Source organism: Paraburkholderia phytofirmans PsJN, from assembly GCF_000020125.1.
Taxonomy (GTDB): domain Bacteria; phylum Pseudomonadota; class Gammaproteobacteria; order Burkholderiales; family Burkholderiaceae; genus Paraburkholderia; species Paraburkholderia phytofirmans.
In genome coordinates, this window is record NC_010676.1 from 3,512,400 (window position 1) to 3,531,895 (window position 19,496).

20 protein-coding genes are annotated in these 19,496 nt (G+C 62.6%); 6 read left to right on the plus strand and 14 right to left on the minus strand.

Going from position 1 to position 19,496, the window contains the following annotated elements:
- Nucleotides 1–38: 38 nt before the first annotated feature.
- Nucleotides 39–983, minus strand: a complete 945-nt coding sequence (locus BPHYT_RS35260) for an AEC family transporter (RefSeq protein WP_012428906.1) — start codon at nt 981–983, stop codon at nt 39–41.
- A gap of 124 nt (nt 984–1,107) precedes the next feature.
- Here BPHYT_RS35260 and BPHYT_RS35265 point away from each other — a divergent pair, with 124 nt between their 5' ends.
- Complete coding sequence (locus BPHYT_RS35265) at nt 1,108–1,974, plus strand: LysR family transcriptional regulator (RefSeq protein ID WP_012428907.1); 867 nt, start codon at nt 1,108–1,110, stop codon at nt 1,972–1,974.
- Between the two features lie 9 nt (nt 1,975–1,983).
- Here BPHYT_RS35265 and BPHYT_RS35270 read toward each other — a convergent pair whose 3' ends face one another.
- The gene (locus BPHYT_RS35270; RefSeq protein WP_012428908.1) at nt 1,984–2,658 is read right to left on the minus strand and encodes a VC0807 family protein; all 675 of its coding nucleotides are present in this window, start codon (nt 2,656–2,658) and stop codon (nt 1,984–1,986) included.
- 194 nt (nt 2,659–2,852) lie between these two features.
- Here BPHYT_RS35270 and BPHYT_RS35275 point away from each other — a divergent pair, with 194 nt between their 5' ends.
- Nucleotides 2,853–3,386 (plus strand): GNAT family N-acetyltransferase, encoded by a 534-nt coding sequence (locus BPHYT_RS35275; RefSeq protein ID WP_012428909.1) that lies wholly within the window; start codon nt 2,853–2,855, stop codon nt 3,384–3,386.
- Nucleotides 3,387–3,464: 78 nt separating this feature from the next.
- Here BPHYT_RS35275 and BPHYT_RS35280 read toward each other — a convergent pair whose 3' ends face one another.
- Nucleotides 3,465–4,202: a GNAT family N-acetyltransferase gene (locus BPHYT_RS35280; RefSeq protein WP_012428910.1), complete on the minus strand. Its 738-nt coding sequence runs from the start codon at nt 4,200–4,202 to the stop codon at nt 3,465–3,467.
- A gap of 132 nt (nt 4,203–4,334) precedes the next feature.
- Here BPHYT_RS35280 and pdxR point away from each other — a divergent pair, with 132 nt between their 5' ends.
- Nucleotides 4,335–5,858: a MocR-like pyridoxine biosynthesis transcription factor PdxR gene (gene pdxR, locus BPHYT_RS35285; protein ID WP_012428911.1), complete on the plus strand. Its 1,524-nt coding sequence runs from the start codon at nt 4,335–4,337 to the stop codon at nt 5,856–5,858.
- 230 nt (nt 5,859–6,088) lie between these two features.
- Nucleotides 6,089–6,421, plus strand: a complete 333-nt coding sequence (locus BPHYT_RS35290; protein WP_012428912.1) for a hypothetical protein — start codon at nt 6,089–6,091, stop codon at nt 6,419–6,421.
- 68 nt (nt 6,422–6,489) lie between these two features.
- Here the strand turns inward: BPHYT_RS35290 and BPHYT_RS35295 are convergent, their stop codons facing one another.
- The gene (locus BPHYT_RS35295; protein WP_012428913.1) at nt 6,490–7,293 is read right to left on the minus strand and encodes an aminoglycoside phosphotransferase family protein; all 804 of its coding nucleotides are present in this window, start codon (nt 7,291–7,293) and stop codon (nt 6,490–6,492) included.
- Nucleotides 7,294–7,479: 186 nt separating this feature from the next.
- Here BPHYT_RS35295 and BPHYT_RS35300 point away from each other — a divergent pair, with 186 nt between their 5' ends.
- A complete protein-coding gene (locus tag BPHYT_RS35300) occupies nt 7,480–8,064 on the plus strand; it encodes a flavin reductase family protein (RefSeq protein WP_012428914.1) in 585 nt (194 codons plus the stop codon).
- Nucleotides 8,065–8,088: 24 nt separating this feature from the next.
- Here the strand turns inward: BPHYT_RS35300 and BPHYT_RS35305 are convergent, their stop codons facing one another.
- Nucleotides 8,089–8,418 (minus strand): low molecular weight protein tyrosine phosphatase family protein, encoded by a 330-nt coding sequence (locus BPHYT_RS35305; protein ID WP_012428915.1) that lies wholly within the window; start codon nt 8,416–8,418, stop codon nt 8,089–8,091.
- 52 nt (nt 8,419–8,470) lie between these two features.
- The gene (locus BPHYT_RS35310) at nt 8,471–8,956 is read right to left on the minus strand and encodes a GNAT family N-acetyltransferase (RefSeq protein ID WP_012428916.1); all 486 of its coding nucleotides are present in this window, start codon (nt 8,954–8,956) and stop codon (nt 8,471–8,473) included.
- A gap of 365 nt (nt 8,957–9,321) precedes the next feature.
- Here BPHYT_RS35310 and thrS point away from each other — a divergent pair, with 365 nt between their 5' ends.
- Complete coding sequence (gene thrS / locus BPHYT_RS35315; protein WP_012428917.1) at nt 9,322–10,536, plus strand: threonine--tRNA ligase; 1,215 nt, start codon at nt 9,322–9,324, stop codon at nt 10,534–10,536.
- A gap of 116 nt (nt 10,537–10,652) precedes the next feature.
- On the opposite strand, the gene BPHYT_RS35320 is transcribed toward thrS, so the two are convergent.
- The 8 genes from BPHYT_RS35320 to BPHYT_RS35355 all read right to left on the minus strand — a co-directional run bounded on the left by BPHYT_RS35320 (nt 10,653) and on the right by BPHYT_RS35355 (nt 19,375).
- Nucleotides 10,653–11,402 (minus strand): maleate cis-trans isomerase family protein, encoded by a 750-nt coding sequence (locus BPHYT_RS35320; protein ID WP_012428918.1) that lies wholly within the window; start codon nt 11,400–11,402, stop codon nt 10,653–10,655.
- A gap of 20 nt (nt 11,403–11,422) precedes the next feature.
- On the minus strand, nt 11,423–12,802 hold the full coding sequence (locus BPHYT_RS35325; protein ID WP_407669305.1) for an amidohydrolase family protein: 1,380 nt from the start codon (nt 12,800–12,802) through the stop codon (nt 11,423–11,425).
- Nucleotides 12,803–12,882: 80 nt separating this feature from the next.
- Nucleotides 12,883–14,223, minus strand: coding sequence for a nucleobase:cation symporter-2 family protein (locus BPHYT_RS35330; protein ID WP_012428920.1), 1,341 nt, complete (start codon nt 14,221–14,223; stop codon nt 12,883–12,885).
- 89 nt (nt 14,224–14,312) lie between these two features.
- On the minus strand, nt 14,313–15,395 hold the full coding sequence (locus BPHYT_RS35335; RefSeq protein ID WP_012428921.1) for a CobW family GTP-binding protein: 1,083 nt from the start codon (nt 15,393–15,395) through the stop codon (nt 14,313–14,315).
- Nucleotides 15,396–15,435: 40 nt separating this feature from the next.
- Entirely contained in the window at nt 15,436–16,026 is a 591-nt protein-coding gene (locus tag BPHYT_RS35340; RefSeq protein WP_012428922.1) for a UbiX family flavin prenyltransferase, read from the minus strand.
- The gene (locus BPHYT_RS35345) at nt 16,023–17,417 is read right to left on the minus strand and encodes a UbiD family decarboxylase (RefSeq protein ID WP_012428923.1); all 1,395 of its coding nucleotides are present in this window, start codon (nt 17,415–17,417) and stop codon (nt 16,023–16,025) included. The genes BPHYT_RS35340 and BPHYT_RS35345 overlap by 4 nt, the downstream gene beginning before the upstream one ends.
- 75 nt (nt 17,418–17,492) lie before the next feature.
- A complete protein-coding gene (locus tag BPHYT_RS35350) occupies nt 17,493–18,419 on the minus strand; it encodes an amidohydrolase family protein (RefSeq protein ID WP_012428924.1) in 927 nt (308 codons plus the stop codon).
- Nucleotides 18,419–19,375 (minus strand): amidohydrolase family protein, encoded by a 957-nt coding sequence (locus BPHYT_RS35355; RefSeq protein ID WP_012428925.1) that lies wholly within the window; start codon nt 19,373–19,375, stop codon nt 18,419–18,421. The genes BPHYT_RS35350 and BPHYT_RS35355 overlap by 1 nt, the downstream gene beginning before the upstream one ends.
- Nucleotides 19,376–19,496 lie beyond the last annotated feature (121 nt).

Here is a 19,496-nt window from a genome sequence, read left to right on the forward strand (position 1 = left end):
ATGTGCGCTTATGTGCGCTTACGTGTGCTCGCGTGCGCTTACGTGCGATGGCCCATCAACAGCAGCAGCAACGAGAGGGTCACGATCGAGCCTACGGTCGAGAGCAAGATCGTTCGCGAGGTGATGTGCGCTTCACGCTCGTAGAACTCGGCGAGCATGAACGGGCCGGTGCCGGTGGGCAACGCGGCGAGAATGACCGCCATTTCGACCAGCGTCGACGAGAGCCCAAACACGCGTGCCGCGAGCCACCAGGTCAGCGCCGGCTGCACGAGCAGCTTCACGCCAGTGAGCAGCCAGGAGATGCCTCGTGCGCCGGCGTCGGCCGGGCGCTTCTCGGCGAGGAACAGACCGAGGCTCACCAGCGCGCATGGACTCGCTGCGCCGCCCAGCAGTTTCAGGAAGGTCTCCGCGCTGGCCGGCAACGCGACGTGGAGGCTGGCAAACAGCACGCCGGCAATCGGCGACACGATCAGCGGATTGCGGGCCAGCGAGCGCAGCACTTTCAAACCCAGCTTATGTGGCGTGCGTTCGGTCTGCAGACCGACTTCGATCAGCACGATGGCAACCGCGAACAGCACACATGCGACAAGGATCGTGGCGATCGTAGTCGGCGTCAGGCTCGCCGAGCCGAACGCGATCATGCCAAGCGGGAAGCCGATATAGCCGGTGTTCGGATACGAGGCCGCAATCGCATCGACGCTTGCATCCGCGAGATGCCGGCCGGTCATTAACCGCATCGCCAGAATCAGCACGAACACGCTAACGCACGCAATCGAAAATGTAGCGACGAAGGCCGGTTGATAGAGCTGCTGCCACGTGGCGTGCGCCATGATGTCGAACAGCAGCGCCGGCAGTGCCAGCCAGACCACGAAGCGGTTCAGCTCCGACGCCGAGTTTGGTCCGAGCACGTTGCGCCGGCGGCAGGCGAAACCCGCGAAAATCAAACCGAAAACGGGAAGCAGGATTTCGAGGGTGGCTAACATCGGCACAGAGATGTGGGGGAAGCGTGGCGATTCGCCAGCGTAGAGGTTAGCGGCGATACAATCCAATACTGTTTTCTGTGCTTAATAATACCTTTTTTGCATTGTCATTTTGCGTGAGGGCATCGTGATTGATATCAAGCCGCTGCGCTACTTCGTGACGCTGGCCGAGACGCGCCATTTCGGCCGGGCGGCAGCGCGTCTCAATCTGTCGCAGCCGCCGTTGAGCCGTCAACTGGCGGCGCTGGAGGCGAGCGTCGGCGTGACGTTGGTCGAGCGCAGCCCGCGCAGCGTGAGCTTGACCGCTGCGGGCGAGCGTTTTTACGCCGACGCGAAAGCGATTCTCGCCTCCGTTGAGCAAGCGGTCAGCAATGCGCAAGCCGCCGCGCAGGGTGACGCCGGCAAGCTCGCCATCGGCTTCACGATGTGTGCGGCGTATAGCGTCGTGCCGGGTTATGCGCGGGCTTTCGGCGCGGCGTATCCCGAGGTCGCGTTGAATTTGCGCGAGGTCGTCTCGAACGATCTCGCTGCGCAGGTGCTGACCGGGCAGATCGACGCGGCCATCATGTTCCCGAACGCGCCGGACAAGGGGCTCGCCGCACGCACGATTCTCAGCGAGCCGCTATGTGTTGCGCTGTCGCGCAGTCATCCGCGGGCTCGCGCGCGGCGTCTGAAGATCGCGCAACTGGCTGGCGAGCCGTTCGTGCTCGCGTCCGAGGAAGTCGCGCCAACATTGCGCGCGACGATCCTCGAGCATTGCCGCTCGGGCGGCTTCGAACCCGACATACGTTTCGAAGTGCAGTTGCAACAGACGGTGCTGAGTCTCGTCGACGAAGGGGTGGGCGTAGCGCTCGTGCCGGCTTCCATGCGCCGCGCGCAACTCGCGGGCGTGGTGTTCCGGCCGCTGGTCGATGCGCCGCTGATCGAACAGGTGTTGGCGTGGTCGCCGACGAATCGCAATCCCTGTCTGGCGCGCTTTCTCGAACTGGCGTGAGGTTCGGGCTTATGAACTGGCGAGGTGGTTTGTCTTGGTCGCGTCTACAGTGTCGTCCGGATAACGTAGCGCGTCTCGCTTGATCAGCCGGCGGCACCAGAAGGTCCAGACGGTCAGGCCGGCATAGACGCCGTATCTCAGCACGTTGGAAGCGATGACCGAGCGCGGATCGTCGGGCCATTGCCAGACGATCAGACTGCGCAATATGTTCTCGCCCGTCATGCCGATGCCCCACACGAGCGTCATCAAGCGGATGTACGCGACCAGCGAGGGACGTTCGCGCCAATGCTTTTCGAAGCTCTCGACGCTGCGATGATCCTCACGCGACATGGTCGAGCGGGCGAGGTAAAACACCAGTGGCTTGGGCAGCGCGAGCGACAACAGGAACGATACGCCGATCATGCCGGAGACCATCGGGTCTGCGATCTCGCGCATTCGCGTGTTGCCGCCGAAGCCGATGCTGAGTGCCAGCAGCGACAGCACGATGCCGATCAGCACTTGTGCGCTGAGCGCGTCGAAATGGCGATAGCGCAAAAGGTCCCAGCTTATCCAGGCGACCAGCGGCAGCGCCGACGCGGCCAGCGCGCCAAGCTGGCCCCAGTGCGGGAAAGCGAGCCGGTAGGCGAGCACGGGCAAGGCGACGTTCACGATCAGCGCGGTGAGGTAGCGCAGGCGAGTTTTCATCGACGGAGCGGTAGTGAGCGCGTGGCAACGATGGTTGGCCGTACCCGGCGAGTGTAGGGCGAAGTCTCTTCGCATGCCATAGCTTTGCCGCACGCGCGCACGCAGGATTTTGTCCACGTCCCTGGCGCGCAAAAAATCTGCGATCATCGAGCCGCTGATTGCCAAGCCATTCATCAACTATCCGCTCCTACGCAATGCCGATTGCTCCCACGCTCCTCACCACCGCCCGCCTCACCCTGCGACCCCACACCCGCGACGATTTCCTCGAAAGCTACGCGATGTGGTCCGATCCCGAAGTGATCCGCTACATCGGCGGCAAGCCCTTCACGCGCGAAGAAGTCTGGGCGCGTCTGCTGCGCTACGCCGGCCATTGGGCGATGCTGAACTACGGCTATTGGGTCGTGCGGGAAAAGCAGAGCGGCCGGTTTCTCGGCGAAGTCGGCTTTGCCGACTATCATCGCGAGATCGAACCGTCATTGATGGCGCCCGAAGTCGGCTGGGCGCTAGACCCGGCCGTGCATGGCCGCGGCTACGCGACCGAAGCCGTGCGCGCCGCGCTTGAGTGGGCGGACATGCAGTGGCCGGATGGCGAAACGGCCTGCATCGTTGCGCCGGAGAATCTGCCGTCGCTGCGCGTTGCTCACAAGTGCGGCTATCGCGAGCAGCATCGCACCACGTACAAAGGCAAGCCGACCATCGTGCTGCGTCGGCAGGCCCACGCGGTTTGAGCCGGCACGCGGCGAGCGCCGCGGTTGCCGGTCAGATGGAGCAAGCCATGCGCGCCGGCCGGCTCGACAATCAGCTCATTAAGCGTCGCCGCTTGTCACTGCCCGCTGCCGTGCGATCAGATCCGCCAGCCGCTCAACCTGCTGGCCTTGCGCATCGAAATTGCCGGTATCGAGCCATCGCGTATAGCTCGAACGCAGCGCGGGCCATTCACTGTCGATGATCGAAAACCACGCCGTGTCGCGATTGCGTTCGCGATACACGATCGCCTGGCGGAAGATCCCCTCGAACGTGAAGCCGTAGCGCAAAGCCGCCGCGCGCGACGGCGCGTTCAACGAATCGCACTTCCATTCGAAGCGCCGATAGCCGAGTTTGTCGAACACCTGGGTCATCAGCAGAAACATCGCTTCGGTGGCGATGCGCGTGCGCTTCAGGCGCGGCGAATAGGTGACGTGGCCGACTTCAATCACGCCGTTGGCGCGGTCGATCCGCATCAGCGCCAGCGTGCCGACCGCCTTGCCGGTCGCCAGATCGATCACCGCATGGTGCAGCGGATCGGCGGACGCGGCGGCGCGCGTCAGATGCTCGCGATAGGCAGCGAGACTCTCGAACGGACCGACGCCCAGATAGGTCCAGTCGCGGCCGTCCGTGGCCGAGTTGTACGCGTCGTATAGGTCCTCGGCGTGACGTTCCACGTCTACCGGTTCGATCCGGCAATAGCGGCCTATCAGCGGCTCGCGGCTTGGAGCCTGAGCGCCGTTCCAATCCGGCACGGGGGCACCTATCGGCTGGTCGAATGCGTTGCGTCTGGATTCCATATCGTTGGTCCCATGCAGGAAGGTTGAAAGTTGCCGTCGGTTACGAATGATCGTCGATGATGAAAGAAAGATACGGCAAACGTGGTATGTTAAAAAGATCCACGTCAACGTCATTTGATAGGTCCAGCCGCGATGATCGAGATCATTGGTCCGCTTGCCAGCCCGGCTGCGTCGGCGGCCGCCGGCGGCGGCGCAAAGCCCGAGCCGCTGCAAAAACAATTGCTCGAGCGCTTGCAGCAGGCGATTCTCGCGGGCCGTTTGCCTGCGGGGTCGCTGTTGCCGTCGTCGCGCCTGCTCGCGGCGGAAATGGGCGTGTCGCGCAACACGGTGGTGATCGCGTACGAGCATCTTGCCGCCGTGGGTTACGTGGTCGCCGACAAGAAGGGCACGCGCGTGAGCCCGCTTTCCAGCCCATCCGCGCGCGGTGAGCCGCCCTCGCAGCCGGCCGCGCCCGATGTGGCCTACGCGTCGCGCGTCGGGCAGTTCGCGGCCACGCGCACCCACGCCGACAACACTTTCCCTCTGACGCCCGGCACGCCCGCCCTGGACCGTTTCCCGCTGACTGCGTGGCGGCGCGCGCTCGAACGCTCGATGGAACGCGCATCGCCCCTCGCGCTGGGCTACGGCACGCCCGCTGGCGAGCCGGCGTTGCGCGACGCGATCGCCGCACATTTGCGCATGGCGCGCGGCGTCCGCTGCGAAGGCTCGCAGGTGGTGATCACCGAGGGCGCGCAGGAGGCGCTGAACCTGTGCGTGCGCCTCTTCTCCAATCCCGGCGACGTGGCGTGGGTCGAGGATCCCGGCTATCGCGGCGCGAAGGCCGCGTTCAATCTGGGCGACCTGGCCACGCTGCCGATTCCCGTCGACGCCGAAGGCATGGCGGTGCCATCCGACGCATGGCGCACGCAACCGCCGAAGCTGATCTACACGTCGCCGGCGCATCAGTACCCGACGGGTTCGGTGCTGTCCGTGGCGCGTCGGCTGGAACTGATCGCCCAGGCGCGCCGCAGCGGCGCGTGGCTGATCGAAGACGATTACGACGGCGAGTTCCGCCACACCGGCGAGCCGATCGCCAGCATGCAAGGGCTGGTCGAGGACGCGCCGGTGTTGTACGTCGGCTCGTTCAGCAAAACGATGTTTCCCGCGCTGCGCATCGGCTTCGTGGTGTTGCCGCAGCCGATCGCGGCGCACACCGCCATCGCGGTGCAGGAGATGCTGCGCGGCGGACATCGGCTGGAACAACTGGCGCTCGCGCATTTCATCGAGAGCGGCGAGTTCGGGCGGCATCTCGGACGTATGCGGCGTCTGTATCGCGAGCGCCAGCAGGCTTTGCGCGATGCGCTGACCGAGCATTTCGCGCCGTCGCAGATTCTCGGCGGCAATTGCGGCATGCATCTGACGCTGCGCTTGCCGCCGCGCATCGACGATCGGACGCTGGCCGAACGTGCGCTCGCGCAAGGGCTCAATCCGCGCGCGCTGTCCGGCTTCGCATTGCAACCGCGCGCCGAAACGAATGGGCTCGTGATCGGTTACGGCAATACGCCGGCCGAACGGCTGGCGCCCGCAATCCGTGTGCTGGCCGGGCTCGCGGCCGGGTTGGACGGCAAGCCGAAGCGCCGGCCGGCAGCCACGTCGGGCACGAAGTTGCGCGTGTAACTTTTTGCGTTTGTCCGCGCGGCCCATGTCGCGCTATCGTGTCGCTTATGCGCGGCGATTTCGGAGTGTGCGACATCGACGAATCGCCCGCAGCTCATGCCGCACGCGCCGCACTGCAACATCGCGTGACACGCGGTGCCGCAAGCGCGCTTGCCGGGCCGTTGCTGACCCCGGCATGAAGAAAGCCTTTGTTGTGGTTATCTATGATGATTTATCCGACCGGAGACGACATGAAGGAAATCGAACCGACCCCGTGGTTTGAGCTTGAGGCCCACACGCCCGTCCGTGAAGGCTGGTATGAGGTGCAGTTGACGAGCGGGGACACGGCCTTCGCGAAGTTTGGCGACGGCGTATGGACCGAGAAACCGTTGCTCGTGTTCACACACTGGCGCGGCTTGTCCGCCGATCCATCGACAGCCGGCGAAGGCGAAGCCGAATCGATCGCTGCCGAGGCCACCGCGGCCCAAGGCGTGCGCGCCGCCTGGAACGCGTTCTTCCCGGGACTTGGCGAGGAACAGCACAAGCCGCTGGACGCTGTACCCAACGGTAAAGCGCCGCACTGATGTACACCCGGGCGGCGGCTCGCGAGTTGCCGCCCTGATTTGCCTGATCTTACTTGCGCTTTAGCGCTTCAGAGTTTGAGCGCCTCGGCAGCCAGCCTGCCGATCTTCGTATCGATGTCGGGCGCCTCGCCCGTCTCGAGAATCCACGCCGCGGACAACCCCGACCACGCCTGAATCCACTGCAGCAGACGGCGCCGATCGAGTCCAGCCATCCGCGCGACCCGTTCGACGCGACGCTCGAACCAACCCGGTCGCAACGCCGACGCCTCATCCGGATTGCAGAAAATGTTCGCGTAGTCGAATCCGCGTTCGCCGTAGAGGCCTTTCGCGTCGATGGCCAGCCAGCCGCGCGAGCCGAAATCGAGCACATTGCCGTGATGAATGTCGCCGTGCAACACCACCGGGTCTTGCGGCGCGGCGAGCAGGGCTTGCGCGACAGTGGCGCTGTCGTGCAACCAGCCGCCGTATTCTTGCGCGGCGGGCCAGAGACTTGCGAACCAGCGCGGCAAATCGATCAATGCGGGCGGCGGTTTGCTTCGTGGCGCGTGGAGCTGCGCCGCAGTGGCGCAGAGAATGTCGGTGGCGCGGTCGTCGGCGTCGCTATCGCCGGTGCGTGCCAGGTCCGCGAGCGCGTGACTGCTTTGCGCGCGCTCGAGCAGCAGGGCGTCGGCATCGTGCGCGAGCACGCGGGCCGCGCCTTCGCCGTCCCACCACACCATCAACCGCGCGCCGAATTTCTCTTCCGGTTCCTGTGCAACTTTCAGCATCGCGGGAATACCGTGGCGGCGCACCGGCAGCAGCCGGCTACTGTGCGTGCGAATCGGCGCGCCGTCCTGCTGCAGATCCCATTTGACGATGTACTCGGTGAACATTCGCGCTTCAGTTCGCGAGTGCTACGACGCTACTGTCAGCGATATGCGGGCAGACAATGTGCATGGTTTCTCCGACAAGTTCGACCGTCTTGCATTCTCACCTGGATCGGGCCGAAGTGGCGTGCGCAGCGCGTATCGAGCCCCGACGCTACAATCGCTCTCATTCATTTGACGCGGATTCTACGTATGAAAATCACCCGAGAACCCGTGGCTTTGCCGCGGGCCACTCAACTGCTGAATCATGGTCCGGTCACGATCATCACCAGCGCGCATGGTGGCCGCTCGAACGTGATGGCGGCCTCGTGGGCGATGCCGCTCGACTTCAACCCGCCGAAGGTGGTCGTGGTGGTGGATAGCCGCACGCTCACGCGACAACTGATCGAGGCAAGCGGCGTGTTCGGGCTGCAACTGCCGAGCCGTGGATTCGCTGCGCAAACCTTGGCGGTGGGTACGAACGCGGGCACGGAACTCGACAAGTTCTCCGCCTTCGACCTGGAGACGTTCCCCGCGCAACAGATCGACGTGCCCATGCTCGCGGGTTGCATCACCTGGATGGAGTGCAAGGTCATTCCGGACGATAGCCAGCGCCACGATCTGATCATCGGCGAAGTCGTCGCGGCGTATGCGGATAGCCGCGTGTACTCGAACAACCGCTGGCATTTCGGCGACGATCCTGATCTGCGCACCTGTCACTATGTGGCCGGAGGAACGTTCTTTGCAACGGGCGATGCGTTCGAAGTGGACGCTGTGGCGAATGGCGAGGCGCAGTGAGTGAGTAGGGCCCAGTGCGCACCACTACTTGCTTCGAAGGAACTTGCCCGCCTTCAATTCCAGTAACGCAACGAGTTCCGGCTGCATGAATGCATAGTCGTCGGGAATGTCGAGACATACGACTTTCTTGCCGTTCAGGCACGCGCGGAATTTCGCCGACAGCCGCGCGCGATGCGCTTTCTCCATAACGAACACGATGTCGGCCCAGCGAACCTGCTCGGGCGAAAGAGGCAGGTCGGCATCGGCACCGAGACCGGCCGAGTCGGTCTCGACGCCGGGCCAACCGGCGAACACTTGCTCAGCGGTTGGACTGCGCAGGCGGTTTTTGCTGCAGACAAACAAGGCACGTATCACAGTGGGTATCGCCGCCAAGTCGCTATGTCTGCGGCGCGAATAAACGTACCACTCACACGTCGCCCTCGGCAAACTTCTTCAGCGCGTCTCCCGCTAACCGATACCGTACCCATTCGCTTTGCGCGCTTGCGCCGATCGATTCATAGAAGCCGATGGCCGGCTCGTTCCAGTCGAGCACGCTCCATTCGAAGCGGCCGCAACCGGTGTCGCAGGCAATCCGCGCAAGGTGACGCAGCATCTGTTTGCCCGCGCCGCTGCCACGCGATGCCGGCGACACGTACAGGTCTTCCAGATAAAGCCCCTGCTTGCCGAGCCAGGTGGAATACGAAAAAAAGTAGACGCAAAAGCCGATGGGCTCGCCGTTCATCTCGCAGATCAGCGCCTTCGCGCTGGAAGCGGCGGAAAACAGGCTCGCTTCGATGTCGTGGACGGTCGCGACGACTTCGTGCTCCGCTTTCTCGTACACCGCGAGTTCAGTGATGAAGCGAAGAATCAACGCTGCGTCGGCGGCGCGAGCGGGACGGATATGGATAGTCAAGGTCAGAGGCTCGATGGATCGTTGAGTTGCAGACCGAAGTTTCGCGCAGACGCACGGGCTTCGGATCAGACATACATCGTAGCGTTTAATGTGCCGTTCTGACCAGAGCGCGGCGAGAATGCGATTGACGTCCCGTCACAAAATCGTTTACTGTCGATCCATGGACTTCCACTCGATTCCCTTCGCTGCCGTCACCACCACGACGACCACCTTCACAGGCGGGTCGTCTGGAGGTTGCACGCGCTAGAAGCAGGACGCTGTGGCAAACCACCAAAGGCCTCGCCGGAAACGGACGGGGCCTTTGGCATTTCTGGACCTCCGTTTGCGGCATCCATTCGCGGTAACCGATCAAATGGAGCAAGACTGTGAACGATATCGACCATCGTGTAATCGGCAATAAACTCGACCTCTTCCATCAACAGGAAGAAGGCGTCGGCATGGTTTTCTGGCACCCGCGCGGCTGGGAACTGTATCGCGTGCTCGAAGTTTATGTGCGTGCGCGCATGCGTCGCGCGGGCTTTCGCGAGATTCGCACGCCGCAATTGCTGGCGCGCTCGCTGTGGGAGAAGAGCGGGCACTGGGAGAAGTTCGGCGCGGCGATGTATTCGTTAGCCGATGCGGAAGAAGGCCGCGCGCTGTGTCTGAAGCCGATGAGTTGTCCCTGTCATGTGCAGGTATTCAATCAGCGCGTGCGGTCTTATCGCGAGTTGCCGGTGCGGTACAGCGAGTTCGGCGCGTGTCATCGCGATGAACCGTCGGGCTCGCTCGAAGGATTGAAGCGCACGCGTGCTTTCGTGCAGGACGATGCGCATGTGTTCTGCACGGAGGCTCAAATCGAGGTAGAAGTCGGCCGCTTCTGTGCGTTGTTGCGTACGGTCTATGCGGATCTCGGTTTTCCCCGGTTCAAGGTCGCGCTCGCGACGCGGCCGGCCATGCGCGCGGGCGACGATCAAACGTGGGATCGCGCGGAAGATGCGCTGGCGAATGCGGCGCGTGCGGCCGGGCTCGAATTCGAGGTGCTCGAAGGAGAGGGCGCTTTTTATGGGCCGAAACTCGAATTTCATCTGCTGGATAGCCGCGCGCGCAGTTGGCAGTGCGGCACGATCCAGCTCGATTTCGTGCTGCCCGAGCGGCTCGACGCGGAGTTCGTCAACGAGCGCAATGAGCGTGAGCGGCCTGTAATGATTCATCACGCGGTGCTCGGCAGCATGGAGCGGTTCATCGCGATGCTGCTGGAGCATCACGAGGGATGGTTGCCGGTGTGGCTGGCGCCTGAACAGGTCGTGGTTGCGACGATTAGCGAAACGAATCGAGCTTACGCGCAAGAGGTCATGCAGGCGCTCGACGATGCGGGTGTCAGGGCGGTACTTGATAGTCGGCCTGAACGGCTGGAGAAGAAGATTGTCGATGCGCGCGAGAAACAGGTGCCGCTTCTGGTTGTGGTGGGCTCGCGCGATGAGCGGGATCAGACGATTAGTATCCGCTTGCGGGATGGGCGGCAAATGACGGTTTCGTTTGTGGAGGCTGTGGAACGGTTGAGGTCGATGGCGCTAACGCCTGTGATGGCGTCGAAGCTGTGATTTGGCGAGGCCATTGAACCGTGAAAATGAATTTCCCACGCGTTGGCTCGACGCACAGACAACAGCGTGAGAAACATCTTCGAGCGGTTCAATGATCGCGTGTCAATTTTTCAACTTCAGGTCGCACGCATGACGTCGCACTCAAACGCAAACAGCCGCCCCCATCTCGCCAACGGCCTCATATCCACTCCCACCATCCTCAATGCCTTCCAGACCACCGTCGCCACCGTGTCATAAGCAGGAATATCCGTCGCCATTTCGAACGCACGCACCAGATGCGCCGCGTGCAGATTCGTGCAGAAGGTCGTCACTGCATCCGGTCTCGCGAACGCTGCCTCGCGCATCATGATCGCGAGTTGTGTATCGGGCACTTCAGCGAAGCTGAAATTATCTCGCAGCCCCAAATGCCGTTCCGCGACGCATTCAATCCCGAGCTTCTCATAGTTACGCACAATCCGCTGCTGAACATCATCCGTATAGGGCGATACGAGACCCAGTCGCCGCACACAGGTCTTCTCGAAGATCTCGTTGAGCGCCAGCACCGAAGTCGTCGCGGGAATGCCCGTCGCCTGCGTAATCTGCCGACACAGCGCCTGATCGCGCTCGAATCCCAGCCAGCCCGCCGACGTTCCGCTCCAGCCGATCACGTCCACCCGCGCATCGGCCAGTTGACGCGCGGCCGTCAGAATCCGGCTCACCTCGAACTGGCCGAGCGCCTGCTCGGACAACGCGATCTCCGTCACCGTGAAGCGGGCAAAATGCGCGCTGACGTGCGGCAGTTCGCTCAGCATCGCCGCCGTCATCGGCTCGAGCGCGGTGTTCGACGACGGCGTCAGAATACCGAGCCGGATTCGTTTGCTTTGCATCTTGACGCGTCCCCTTTGCTTTAATCGGCGAGCAACAGCTTCACGCCCTCAGCGGCTTCATAACGCAGCGCGTCGAGATCGAGACCCGGAATCACGCCGTTATCCACCACCACGCGGCCGTTCACCACGTTATAGCGAACGCGCGCCGGCTCGCCCGCCGTCACCGGCGCAACGGCGACATCGTGAAAGCCGTTGAAGCGCAGATCGCTGACGTCATACAGCACGAAGTCCGCGGCCTTGCCGACTTCAAGCGTGCCGACCGCATCGAGTCCGAGCACGCCCGCGCCACCCGCGCTGCCCCAGTGAATCGTCTCTTCGACGGTAGTCGCCGACGCGCCCTGCGACGCGCGATGCACGAGCCACGCGAAATGCGCCTCGTTGGTCATGCTGCCGGATTCGTTCGACGCCACGCCATCCACGGCGAGCGACATCGGCACGCCGGCGGCCGCCATCTGCGGCGCGGGCGCGATGCCGCTGCCCAACCTGGCGTTACTGACCGGGCAATGCGAGCATCCACTGCCGGTTTCAGCGAGCATCGCGATCTCGCTCGCCTGCAGATGCACGAGATGTGCGAACCACACATCCGGTCCAAGCCACTCATGATCGGCGACGAACTCGACCGGCAGTTTGTTGAAGCGCTCCTTGCAGAAATCGACATAACGGGTCGTCTCGGACAGGTGCGTATGCAACCTCAAACCCATCCGCCGAGCCGCGCGCGCGACTTCGGGCAACAGTTCGGGCGGCAAGGAAAACGTCGGCGTGGTCGGCGCGACTACAACGCGACGCATCGAAGCCTCGCCGCCATCGTGATAGCGCGACTTCAAACGCTCGATATCGGCAAGCATCTGATCGAGCGTCTCGGGCTTGAGCGCGACTTTGGAAAAACCCGGATGATCTCCCGCCGCCTGCAACGCGCCGCCGCGGCACAACACGAAGCGCATGCCGAACGAAGCCGCTTCGTCGAATAGCAGATCGCCGGTTTCGGTGGTGCCGTCCGCGTGATAGAGATAGTGATGATCGGCGCACGTCGTCACGCCGGAGAGCAGCAACTCGGCAAGACCCAGGCGAGCGGCAACGCGCGCCAGATCCGGCGTAAAACGCGCAAGACGCGGATACGGTACAGCGGCGAGCCATTCCTGCAAATCCGCATTGATACCGGACGGCACGGCCTTCAACAGATTCTGGAACAGATGATGGTGCGTGTTGACCCAGCCCGGATACACCACGCAGGAACGCGCGTCGATTACGCGTTCATCCGCACGCGGTTCGAGATTCGGCGCGATGGTTTCGATACGGCCATTGCGGATCCGCAGATCGACCTGGCCGAGCCTCGCGCGCTCGCCGCTCATTCCGCTCATCACCGCGACAGGGTTCTTGATCAGCAACGCTTCAGTTTGCATGCTCACGATTCGATATCCTTTCGGTTACTGCGAAGCGGCCGCCTTTGCAAAGACGGCCGCGCTCGTCATGCACCATCCGCTTATTCGCGGACCATGTTGTGCGCCGGCACCACGTCCTCTTCATGCGCGCCGTTGAGCACCGCGTTCAGCACGACGGAAACGAGGCACGCCAGCACCACGCCGCTGTGCAGGAACGGTTGCGTCCAGTCGGGCATGTGCTTGAAGACCTGCGGCGCCATTACAGGAATCAACGCGGTGGCGATCGTAAAGCCGACAATCAGCACGTTGTAGCGATTGCGCTCGAAGTCCACCTTCGCCAACGTCTGCACACCGGCCGCGACCACCACGCCGAACATCGCGATACCCGCGCCGCCGAGCGCGGCGGAGGGCGTCGACGCAACCACCGCGCCGATCTTCGGCACCAGCGCCACCACGCACATCAGCACGCCGCTGATCGCCACCACCCAGCGGCTGCGCACGCCGGTCAGAATGACGAGCCCGACGTTCTCCATGAACGCGATGAACGGAAACGCCGCGAACATGCCCGCAATCGCGCTCGCCAGACCGTTCGCACGCATGCCGCGCACCACGTCCTCCTCGCTCACGTCCTTATCGACGATGTCGCCGATCGCGACGAACAGGCCCATGGATTCGACCATCTGCACCACCATCACGACGATCATCGTCAGCACCGGCACCAGCGAAAAAACGGGCGTGCCGAAGTGAAACGGCAGCGGCATGGTGAACCACGGCGCCTGTGCCACGCTCGCGAAATTGCCCATGCCGAGTGAACATGCCAGAATGCCGCCGGCAATCAAACCGATCAGCACGGACAGATTGCGCAGAAACGCATTGGCAAAACGGTTGATCGCGAGAATCACGAGCGCGACGAACAGCGTGACGCTCAGGAAGGGCAGCGCGCCGAACTGCTGCTGCGCGGCCTCGCCGCCACCAGCCCATTGATACGCGACGGGAAACAACTGCAAGCCGATCACGGTCACGATGCAGCCGGTCACCACGGGTGGAAAGAATCTTCGTAAGCGCCCGACCAGCGGCGCGGCGAACATCGTGAACAGACCCGCGCCAATCACGGCGCCACACACGCCGGCAAAGCCGACGCCCGGACTCGTGCCGATCGCGATCACCGGCCCGACACTGCTGAATGCGACGCCTTGCAGAATCGGCAGACGCACACCGAACTTCCAGACGCCGACGGTTTGCAGAATCGTCGAGATGCCCGAGCAAAACAGCGCCGTGCTGATGAGCACGGTGGTGTCGGCCGGCGACATCTTCAGTGCCGACGCGACGATCAGCGGCACCGCAATGGCGCCGATGTAAGCCACTAGCATGTGCTGCAAACCGAGCGTGATCATCTGGCGCTTCGGCAGAATGCGATCGACGGGGTGTATGGCGGTGTTCATGACGTGTCTCCAAATTATGGTTATCGATCGGAGCGCGCCGCACGGACCTAGCCGCGCGGCACTACGACGCGCGCCGACCGGATCTCCCGTCAGGCCGCAACCGGCACGGCAAGACAGGCATGGAAGCGGTCGGTCAGCGCGGCGCGATCGAGATCGCGTCCGATGAAAACGATGCGGCACGAACGCGGCTCACTGCCCCACACTTGCGCCGCGCGTAGTTCGATGACGTTGTGCACGCCTTGCAGCACGTAGCGATGCGACTGGCCTTGCACCGCGAGAATGCCTTTCATACGGAACAGGTTTGCGGCATCCGAGTTGCGCAGTTCGGCGAGCCACGCCTGTAGCGCGTCGAGGTCGATATCCGCGTCGACTTCGATCCCGACCGAGGAAACGCTTTCGTCGTGCTGGTGGTCGGCGTGATCGTCGTCGTGATGGGCGTGCTCGTGCTCATGTTCTTCATGACCATGCGCATGTTCTTCTTCATGCAAGCCGTCGGTCTCGACGAGAATCTGCGAGAACTCGTTTGCACCTACGCCGAGAATCTTGCCGAGGTCGATCTGCGCATAGCTCGACTCGACGATTTCCGCCGTGGCATTGAGTCCGCGAATACGCTGCGTAAGCGAGGCGATATCGTCCGGTCCCACCAGATCGACCTTGTTGATGACGATACGATCCGCGCACACGATCTGATCCACGGCCTGGTTGTCGCTGCCGTCGAGCACCAGATCGTCCAGATGCGCGGCGATATGCTTCGCATCCACCATCGTGACGACGGCGTCGAGAGTGACCTGTTTGGCGATGGGATCGTCGAGAAAGAACGTCTGCGCGACCGGATAGGGGTCGGCGAGCCCGCTGGTTTCGACGATGATGTGATCGAGCCGGTCCGGCCGTTCCACCAGCATGCGCACGATCCGCACCAGATCCTCGCGCACCGCGCCGACGCAGCACACGCAGCCATTCGTCATTTCATAGATCTCTTCGGTCGATTCGAGCACGAGGCCACCGTCGATGCCGATTTCGCCGAACTCGTTTTCGATCACCGCGATCTTGCGGCCGTGTTTCTCGCGCAAGATGTAGTTGAGCAGCGTCGTTTTACCGGCGCCGAGAAAGCCGGTCAGCACCGTGACGGGGATTTTCTCGATTTCGTTGTGGGTGGTGTGGATGTGATTCATGGCTCATCTCCGTTTCTTCGTTCGTACTGCGGTTCGGCTATTAGGCGATATACGGTGCTTGTGCTTCAGCTTCTCGCCAGCGTTTGACGGTGCCCGCTTCGAGACCGAACAGATCGAGCACGCGGCCAAGCGTGTGATCGATCATCTGGTCGAGTGAAGCGGGGCGCGCGTAAAACGCCGGCACGGGTGGCGCGACGATCGCGCCCATTTCGGTTACGGCTATCATGTTGCGCAGATGCGCCAGCGTGTACGGTGTTTCGCGCGCCAGCAGTACTAGCGGGCGGCGCTCTTTCAACGTGACATCGGCGGCGCGTGAGATCAGACTCGACGACATGCCGCTGGCAATTTCGGCGAGCGTCTTCATCGAGCACGGCGCGACGATCATGCCCAGCGAACGGAACGAGCCGCTGGAAATGGCCGCGGCCATGTCGTCGCAACGGTAGGTGGCGCTGGCTAGCGCGCTGACGTCGGCGAACTTGTAGTCGGTCTCGTGCGTCATCGTGAGTAACGCGCTGCGCGAGACGGTCAGATGCGTTTCGATATCGAGTTGACGCAGCAATTGGAGTAGGCGCACGCCATAAGTAAAGCCGGATGCGCCGCTGATGCCGACTACGAGTCGCCGCGTGCTCATTGCTGTACTCCGGCGGCGCGGGACAGAATGTCGACGGCCTCTTGCGAGGCACGTTCGCTGATCCGCGCGCGGATGCCGTCGAAATGCGAACCGCGCGTCGCGTCGATGCCCATGCGCGACGTGGTGCCCGCTGCGGACGACGATGGATCGAGCGGACTGCCCGGCAAACCATCAACGATAAATACGTCCTGGTGCGGCTGAAAATGCGTGGCGATAGCCCACAGCACCTGCGAGTCGTTGGTAATGTCGATGTCGCTATCCACCGCCACGACGTTCTTCAGATACGGATCCCAGCCGAGCAGCGCGAGCATGATCTGGCGCGCTTCGCCGTCGCGCGTTTGATTCAGCGCGACGTAGCAGTGAAAGTGTGTGCCGGAGTTGGGATAGTGCAATGCCGTGACGGATGGGAAGCGCGCCTTCAGCTTCTCGCTCATCTCCGCTTCACGCGGCAAGCGCGCCAACGTCAAATGTTCTGCGTAAGGACCGCCGACCACATCGACGAGCCACGCATCGTGACGACGCATCATCGTATCGACGCGCAGCACGTTGTTCGTCGAGCGGTCCGATGAATAGCCGGTGAATTCACCGAACGGGCCTTCTTCGGCGTGAGCTGAAGGATCGATCGTGCCTTCCAGCACGAACTCGGCGCAAGCGGGCACGCCGATGCCGTAGCGCGGCGTGCGCACCAGTTGCAGCGGCGCACCGAACAGACCGCCTGCGATTGCGCGCTCGTCGGTGCCGAACGGCACGCGCGCGGCGGCGGCCAGCATGAACAGCGGATGCGCGCCGATCACCATCGCGACTTTCAACGTGTCGCCGCGTGCCTGGGCGGTTTGCAGCATGCGCCAGAGGTGTCCGCGCGAATGCAGGCTGGTGGCCAAGGCGTTTTTCGCGTGCCGCATCGAGCGGTGATAACTGAGGTTCGCCACACCGGTGACCGGATCTTCGGCGACGATCACCGCGTTCGTGATGTACGGGCCGCGGTCAGTATCGAAGTGGCGGATCATCGGCAACTGCGCGAGATCGACAGCATCGCCTTCAATGACCTGATCCAGTACGGGACCGTTCGATACGAACACGGGTGCGATAGGCGCATTCGCGCGGTGTTGATATGCGTCGAACAGGCCGGACGCGTCGACATCGAACAGACGCCCAATACGTGTACGCGAAGCAAAAAAATTCGTGACGAGAGGCGTTGCGATCCCATCGACCTTTTCGCAGATCAACATGGGATGCTGCCCGCGCGCCGCGAGTTCGGCGACGACCGCCGTGACGTCCTGGTCGGCGGACAGCGGTTGCTTAAGCGTCAAAACATCGTCGGGATAGTGCTCGCGATACGCAAGCGCGAAGCGATGAAAATCCTGCGTGGCGCGGAAGAGGTTATCCGCCATAGTGAACTCCGTGTGAGACAACCGGGGCAGGCGCGGCGCTAACCGCGCCTGCTTTGAACCATCAATCAGTCGGCGTCAAGCCGGCTGCGTGACGTCATTCACATAAGTCGCCTTCAAACGCTTCTCCGCTTCGGCGAGATCCTTCGGCGGTTTGGTCGGCTCGATACCGACAAGACGGGCGATGTTGTTGCCCATATAGTCTTCGAGACCGTCCTCGTCCAGATTCATGCCTTGCGGCGCGGGACCGCACAGCATTTCGAGTTCGCGCAGCCACATGCCCGGCTCGTTCGGCGGCGAATCCGTGCCGAACACGATCTTGTTGCGCGGCAGTTCGCGAGCGAATTCGACGATGCGCGACTGATAGCACCAGCCCGATTCGCAATACACGTTCGGCGTATCCATCGCCATCCAGAACGCTTCGAACGAATAGTTGCCGCCCGTCTGAATTCCGAAGTGACCGATGATGAAATTCACCATCGGGAATTCGCGGATGATCGGATAGAACTGCGTCGGGATCGTGTATGGGCCATCGCCGGTGTGAATCAGCACGACCACACCAAGCTCAGCGCATTTCTTCATCGCGGGGCGCAACCAGTCGAGCGCGCGATCGGGGCGGTAGCCGTGCATGTTCGCGTGCAGCTTGAGCATCTTGAAGCCGTATTCCTTCACGTGGAATTCGAGTTCAGCCGCGCCATTCTCCGGACCCCAACGCGGGTTGTACGTGAAGTTGCCGATAAAACGATCCGGGTATTTCTGCGTTAATTCGGCGATATACGACATGTAGTCGCGAATGCCTTCACGGCCGCGTCGATTGCCGTCGCGATAGCCGGTATTGCCCGGCGGCGGCTGAATGAAGCCCATGTCGATACGGCGCGGCTTGCCGTTGATGATGTACGGACCGTCCATCATCTTCAGCAGGCGTTCGCCGGTGAACGGTTCGCCGGTATGGCGCCACGCTTCGTCGACGAGATTCGTGGGGTGCAGATGGGTATCGATGATCATCAACGGGCTCCTGCGTAGTCGGCCTGGCCCGCGTGTTTCTTCGCGGCGCCGGCGTGGTGTTTCAGATAGGCTTGCGCTTCTTCCACGCTCCTCGGCGGCGCGCTCGGCTCGATGCCGATCATGCGGGCGAGGTTGTTGCCGAGATAATCTTCGAGCGTGTCTTCGTCGAGATTCAGGCCTTGCGGCGGTTCGTGACACAGCACTTCGAGCAAACGCAGCCACATGCCCGGCTCGTTCGGCGGCGTGTCGGAACCGTAGAGAATCTTGTGCGTGGGCAGTACTTTCGCGAATTCGACGATTCGCGATTGCAAACACCAGCTCGATTCGCAATACACGTTCGGCGTGTCGAGCGCCATTTGATACGGCTCGAAGCAATACACGCCACCGGTCTGCACGCCGAAGTGCGCCATGATGAAATTCACCGACGGGAATTCGCGGATCAGCGGATACCACTCGCTCGGAATGCTGTACGGACCGTCGCCGGTGTGCAGCTTCACCAGCAGGCCGAGGTCCGCGCATTTACGCAACGCGGGGCGCAACCAGTCGAGCGCGCGGTCGGGACGATACGCATGCATGTTGGCCTGTAACTGCACCATCTTGAAGCCGTGTTCCTTCGCATAGAACTCGATCGCTTCGGCGCCGTTCTCCGGACCGCAACGCGGGTTGTAGACGAAACAGCCGAGCAGGCGGTCCGGATACTTCTGAACGCATTCGACGGTGTACGCCATGTAGTCGTCGATCGACTCGCGGCCTGAGCGTTCGCCGTCGGTCCACGTATAGATGGTGTTGCCTTGCGGCGGTTGAATGAAGGCCTTATCGATGCGGCGAGGCTTGCCGTTGATGATGTAGGGGCCGTCCATCACCTCGATCAGACGCTCGCCGGAAAATGGCTCGCCGTCATGGCGCCACGCGAGGTCGACCAGGTTGGTCGGATAACAGCTAGTGTCGATGATCATGTACTCGATCTCCTTGAGAGGAACTGGTGTATCCAGTTGCCGGATCGCGGGCAGGCGCATCGATGGAACCGAGCCCGTCGGGCTTGCCCATGCGGCCCTTTGCAAGGCGCTGTTTTTGAGC

What these genes read in the sequence shown, in the direction of transcription:
- BPHYT_RS35260 (WP_012428906.1), bottom strand. Translation starts at nt 983, where the DNA reads ATGTTAGCCACCCTCGAAATCCTGCTTCCCGTTTTCGGTTTGATTTTC.
- BPHYT_RS35270 (WP_012428908.1), bottom strand. Translation starts at nt 2,658, where the DNA reads ATGAAAACTCGCCTGCGCTACCTCACCGCGCTGATCGTGAACGTCGCC.
- BPHYT_RS35275 (WP_012428909.1), top strand. Translation starts at nt 2,853, where the DNA reads ATGCCGATTGCTCCCACGCTCCTCACCACCGCCCGCCTCACCCTGCGA.
- BPHYT_RS35280 (WP_012428910.1), bottom strand. Translation starts at nt 4,202, where the DNA reads ATGGAATCCAGACGCAACGCATTCGACCAGCCGATAGGTGCCCCCGTG.
- pdxR (WP_012428911.1), top strand. Translation starts at nt 4,335, where the DNA reads ATGATCGAGATCATTGGTCCGCTTGCCAGCCCGGCTGCGTCGGCGGCC.
- BPHYT_RS35290 (WP_012428912.1), top strand. Translation starts at nt 6,089, where the DNA reads ATGAAGGAAATCGAACCGACCCCGTGGTTTGAGCTTGAGGCCCACACG.
- BPHYT_RS35295 (WP_012428913.1), bottom strand. Translation starts at nt 7,293, where the DNA reads ATGTTCACCGAGTACATCGTCAAATGGGATCTGCAGCAGGACGGCGCG.
- BPHYT_RS35300 (WP_012428914.1), top strand. Translation starts at nt 7,480, where the DNA reads ATGAAAATCACCCGAGAACCCGTGGCTTTGCCGCGGGCCACTCAACTG.
- BPHYT_RS35320 (WP_012428918.1), bottom strand. Translation starts at nt 11,402, where the DNA reads ATGCAAAGCAAACGAATCCGGCTCGGTATTCTGACGCCGTCGTCGAAC.
- BPHYT_RS35325 (WP_407669305.1), bottom strand. Translation starts at nt 12,802, where the DNA reads ATGCAAACTGAAGCGTTGCTGATCAAGAACCCTGTCGCGGTGATGAGC.
- BPHYT_RS35330 (WP_012428920.1), bottom strand. Translation starts at nt 14,223, where the DNA reads ATGAACACCGCCATACACCCCGTCGATCGCATTCTGCCGAAGCGCCAG.
- BPHYT_RS35335 (WP_012428921.1), bottom strand. Translation starts at nt 15,395, where the DNA reads ATGAATCACATCCACACCACCCACAACGAAATCGAGAAAATCCCCGTC.
- BPHYT_RS35340 (WP_012428922.1), bottom strand. Translation starts at nt 16,026, where the DNA reads ATGAGCACGCGGCGACTCGTAGTCGGCATCAGCGGCGCATCCGGCTTT.
- BPHYT_RS35345 (WP_012428923.1), bottom strand. Translation starts at nt 17,417, where the DNA reads ATGGCGGATAACCTCTTCCGCGCCACGCAGGATTTTCATCGCTTCGCG.
- BPHYT_RS35350 (WP_012428924.1), bottom strand. Translation starts at nt 18,419, where the DNA reads ATGATCATCGATACCCATCTGCACCCCACGAATCTCGTCGACGAAGCG.
- BPHYT_RS35355 (WP_012428925.1), bottom strand. Translation starts at nt 19,375, where the DNA reads ATGATCATCGACACTAGCTGTTATCCGACCAACCTGGTCGACCTCGCG.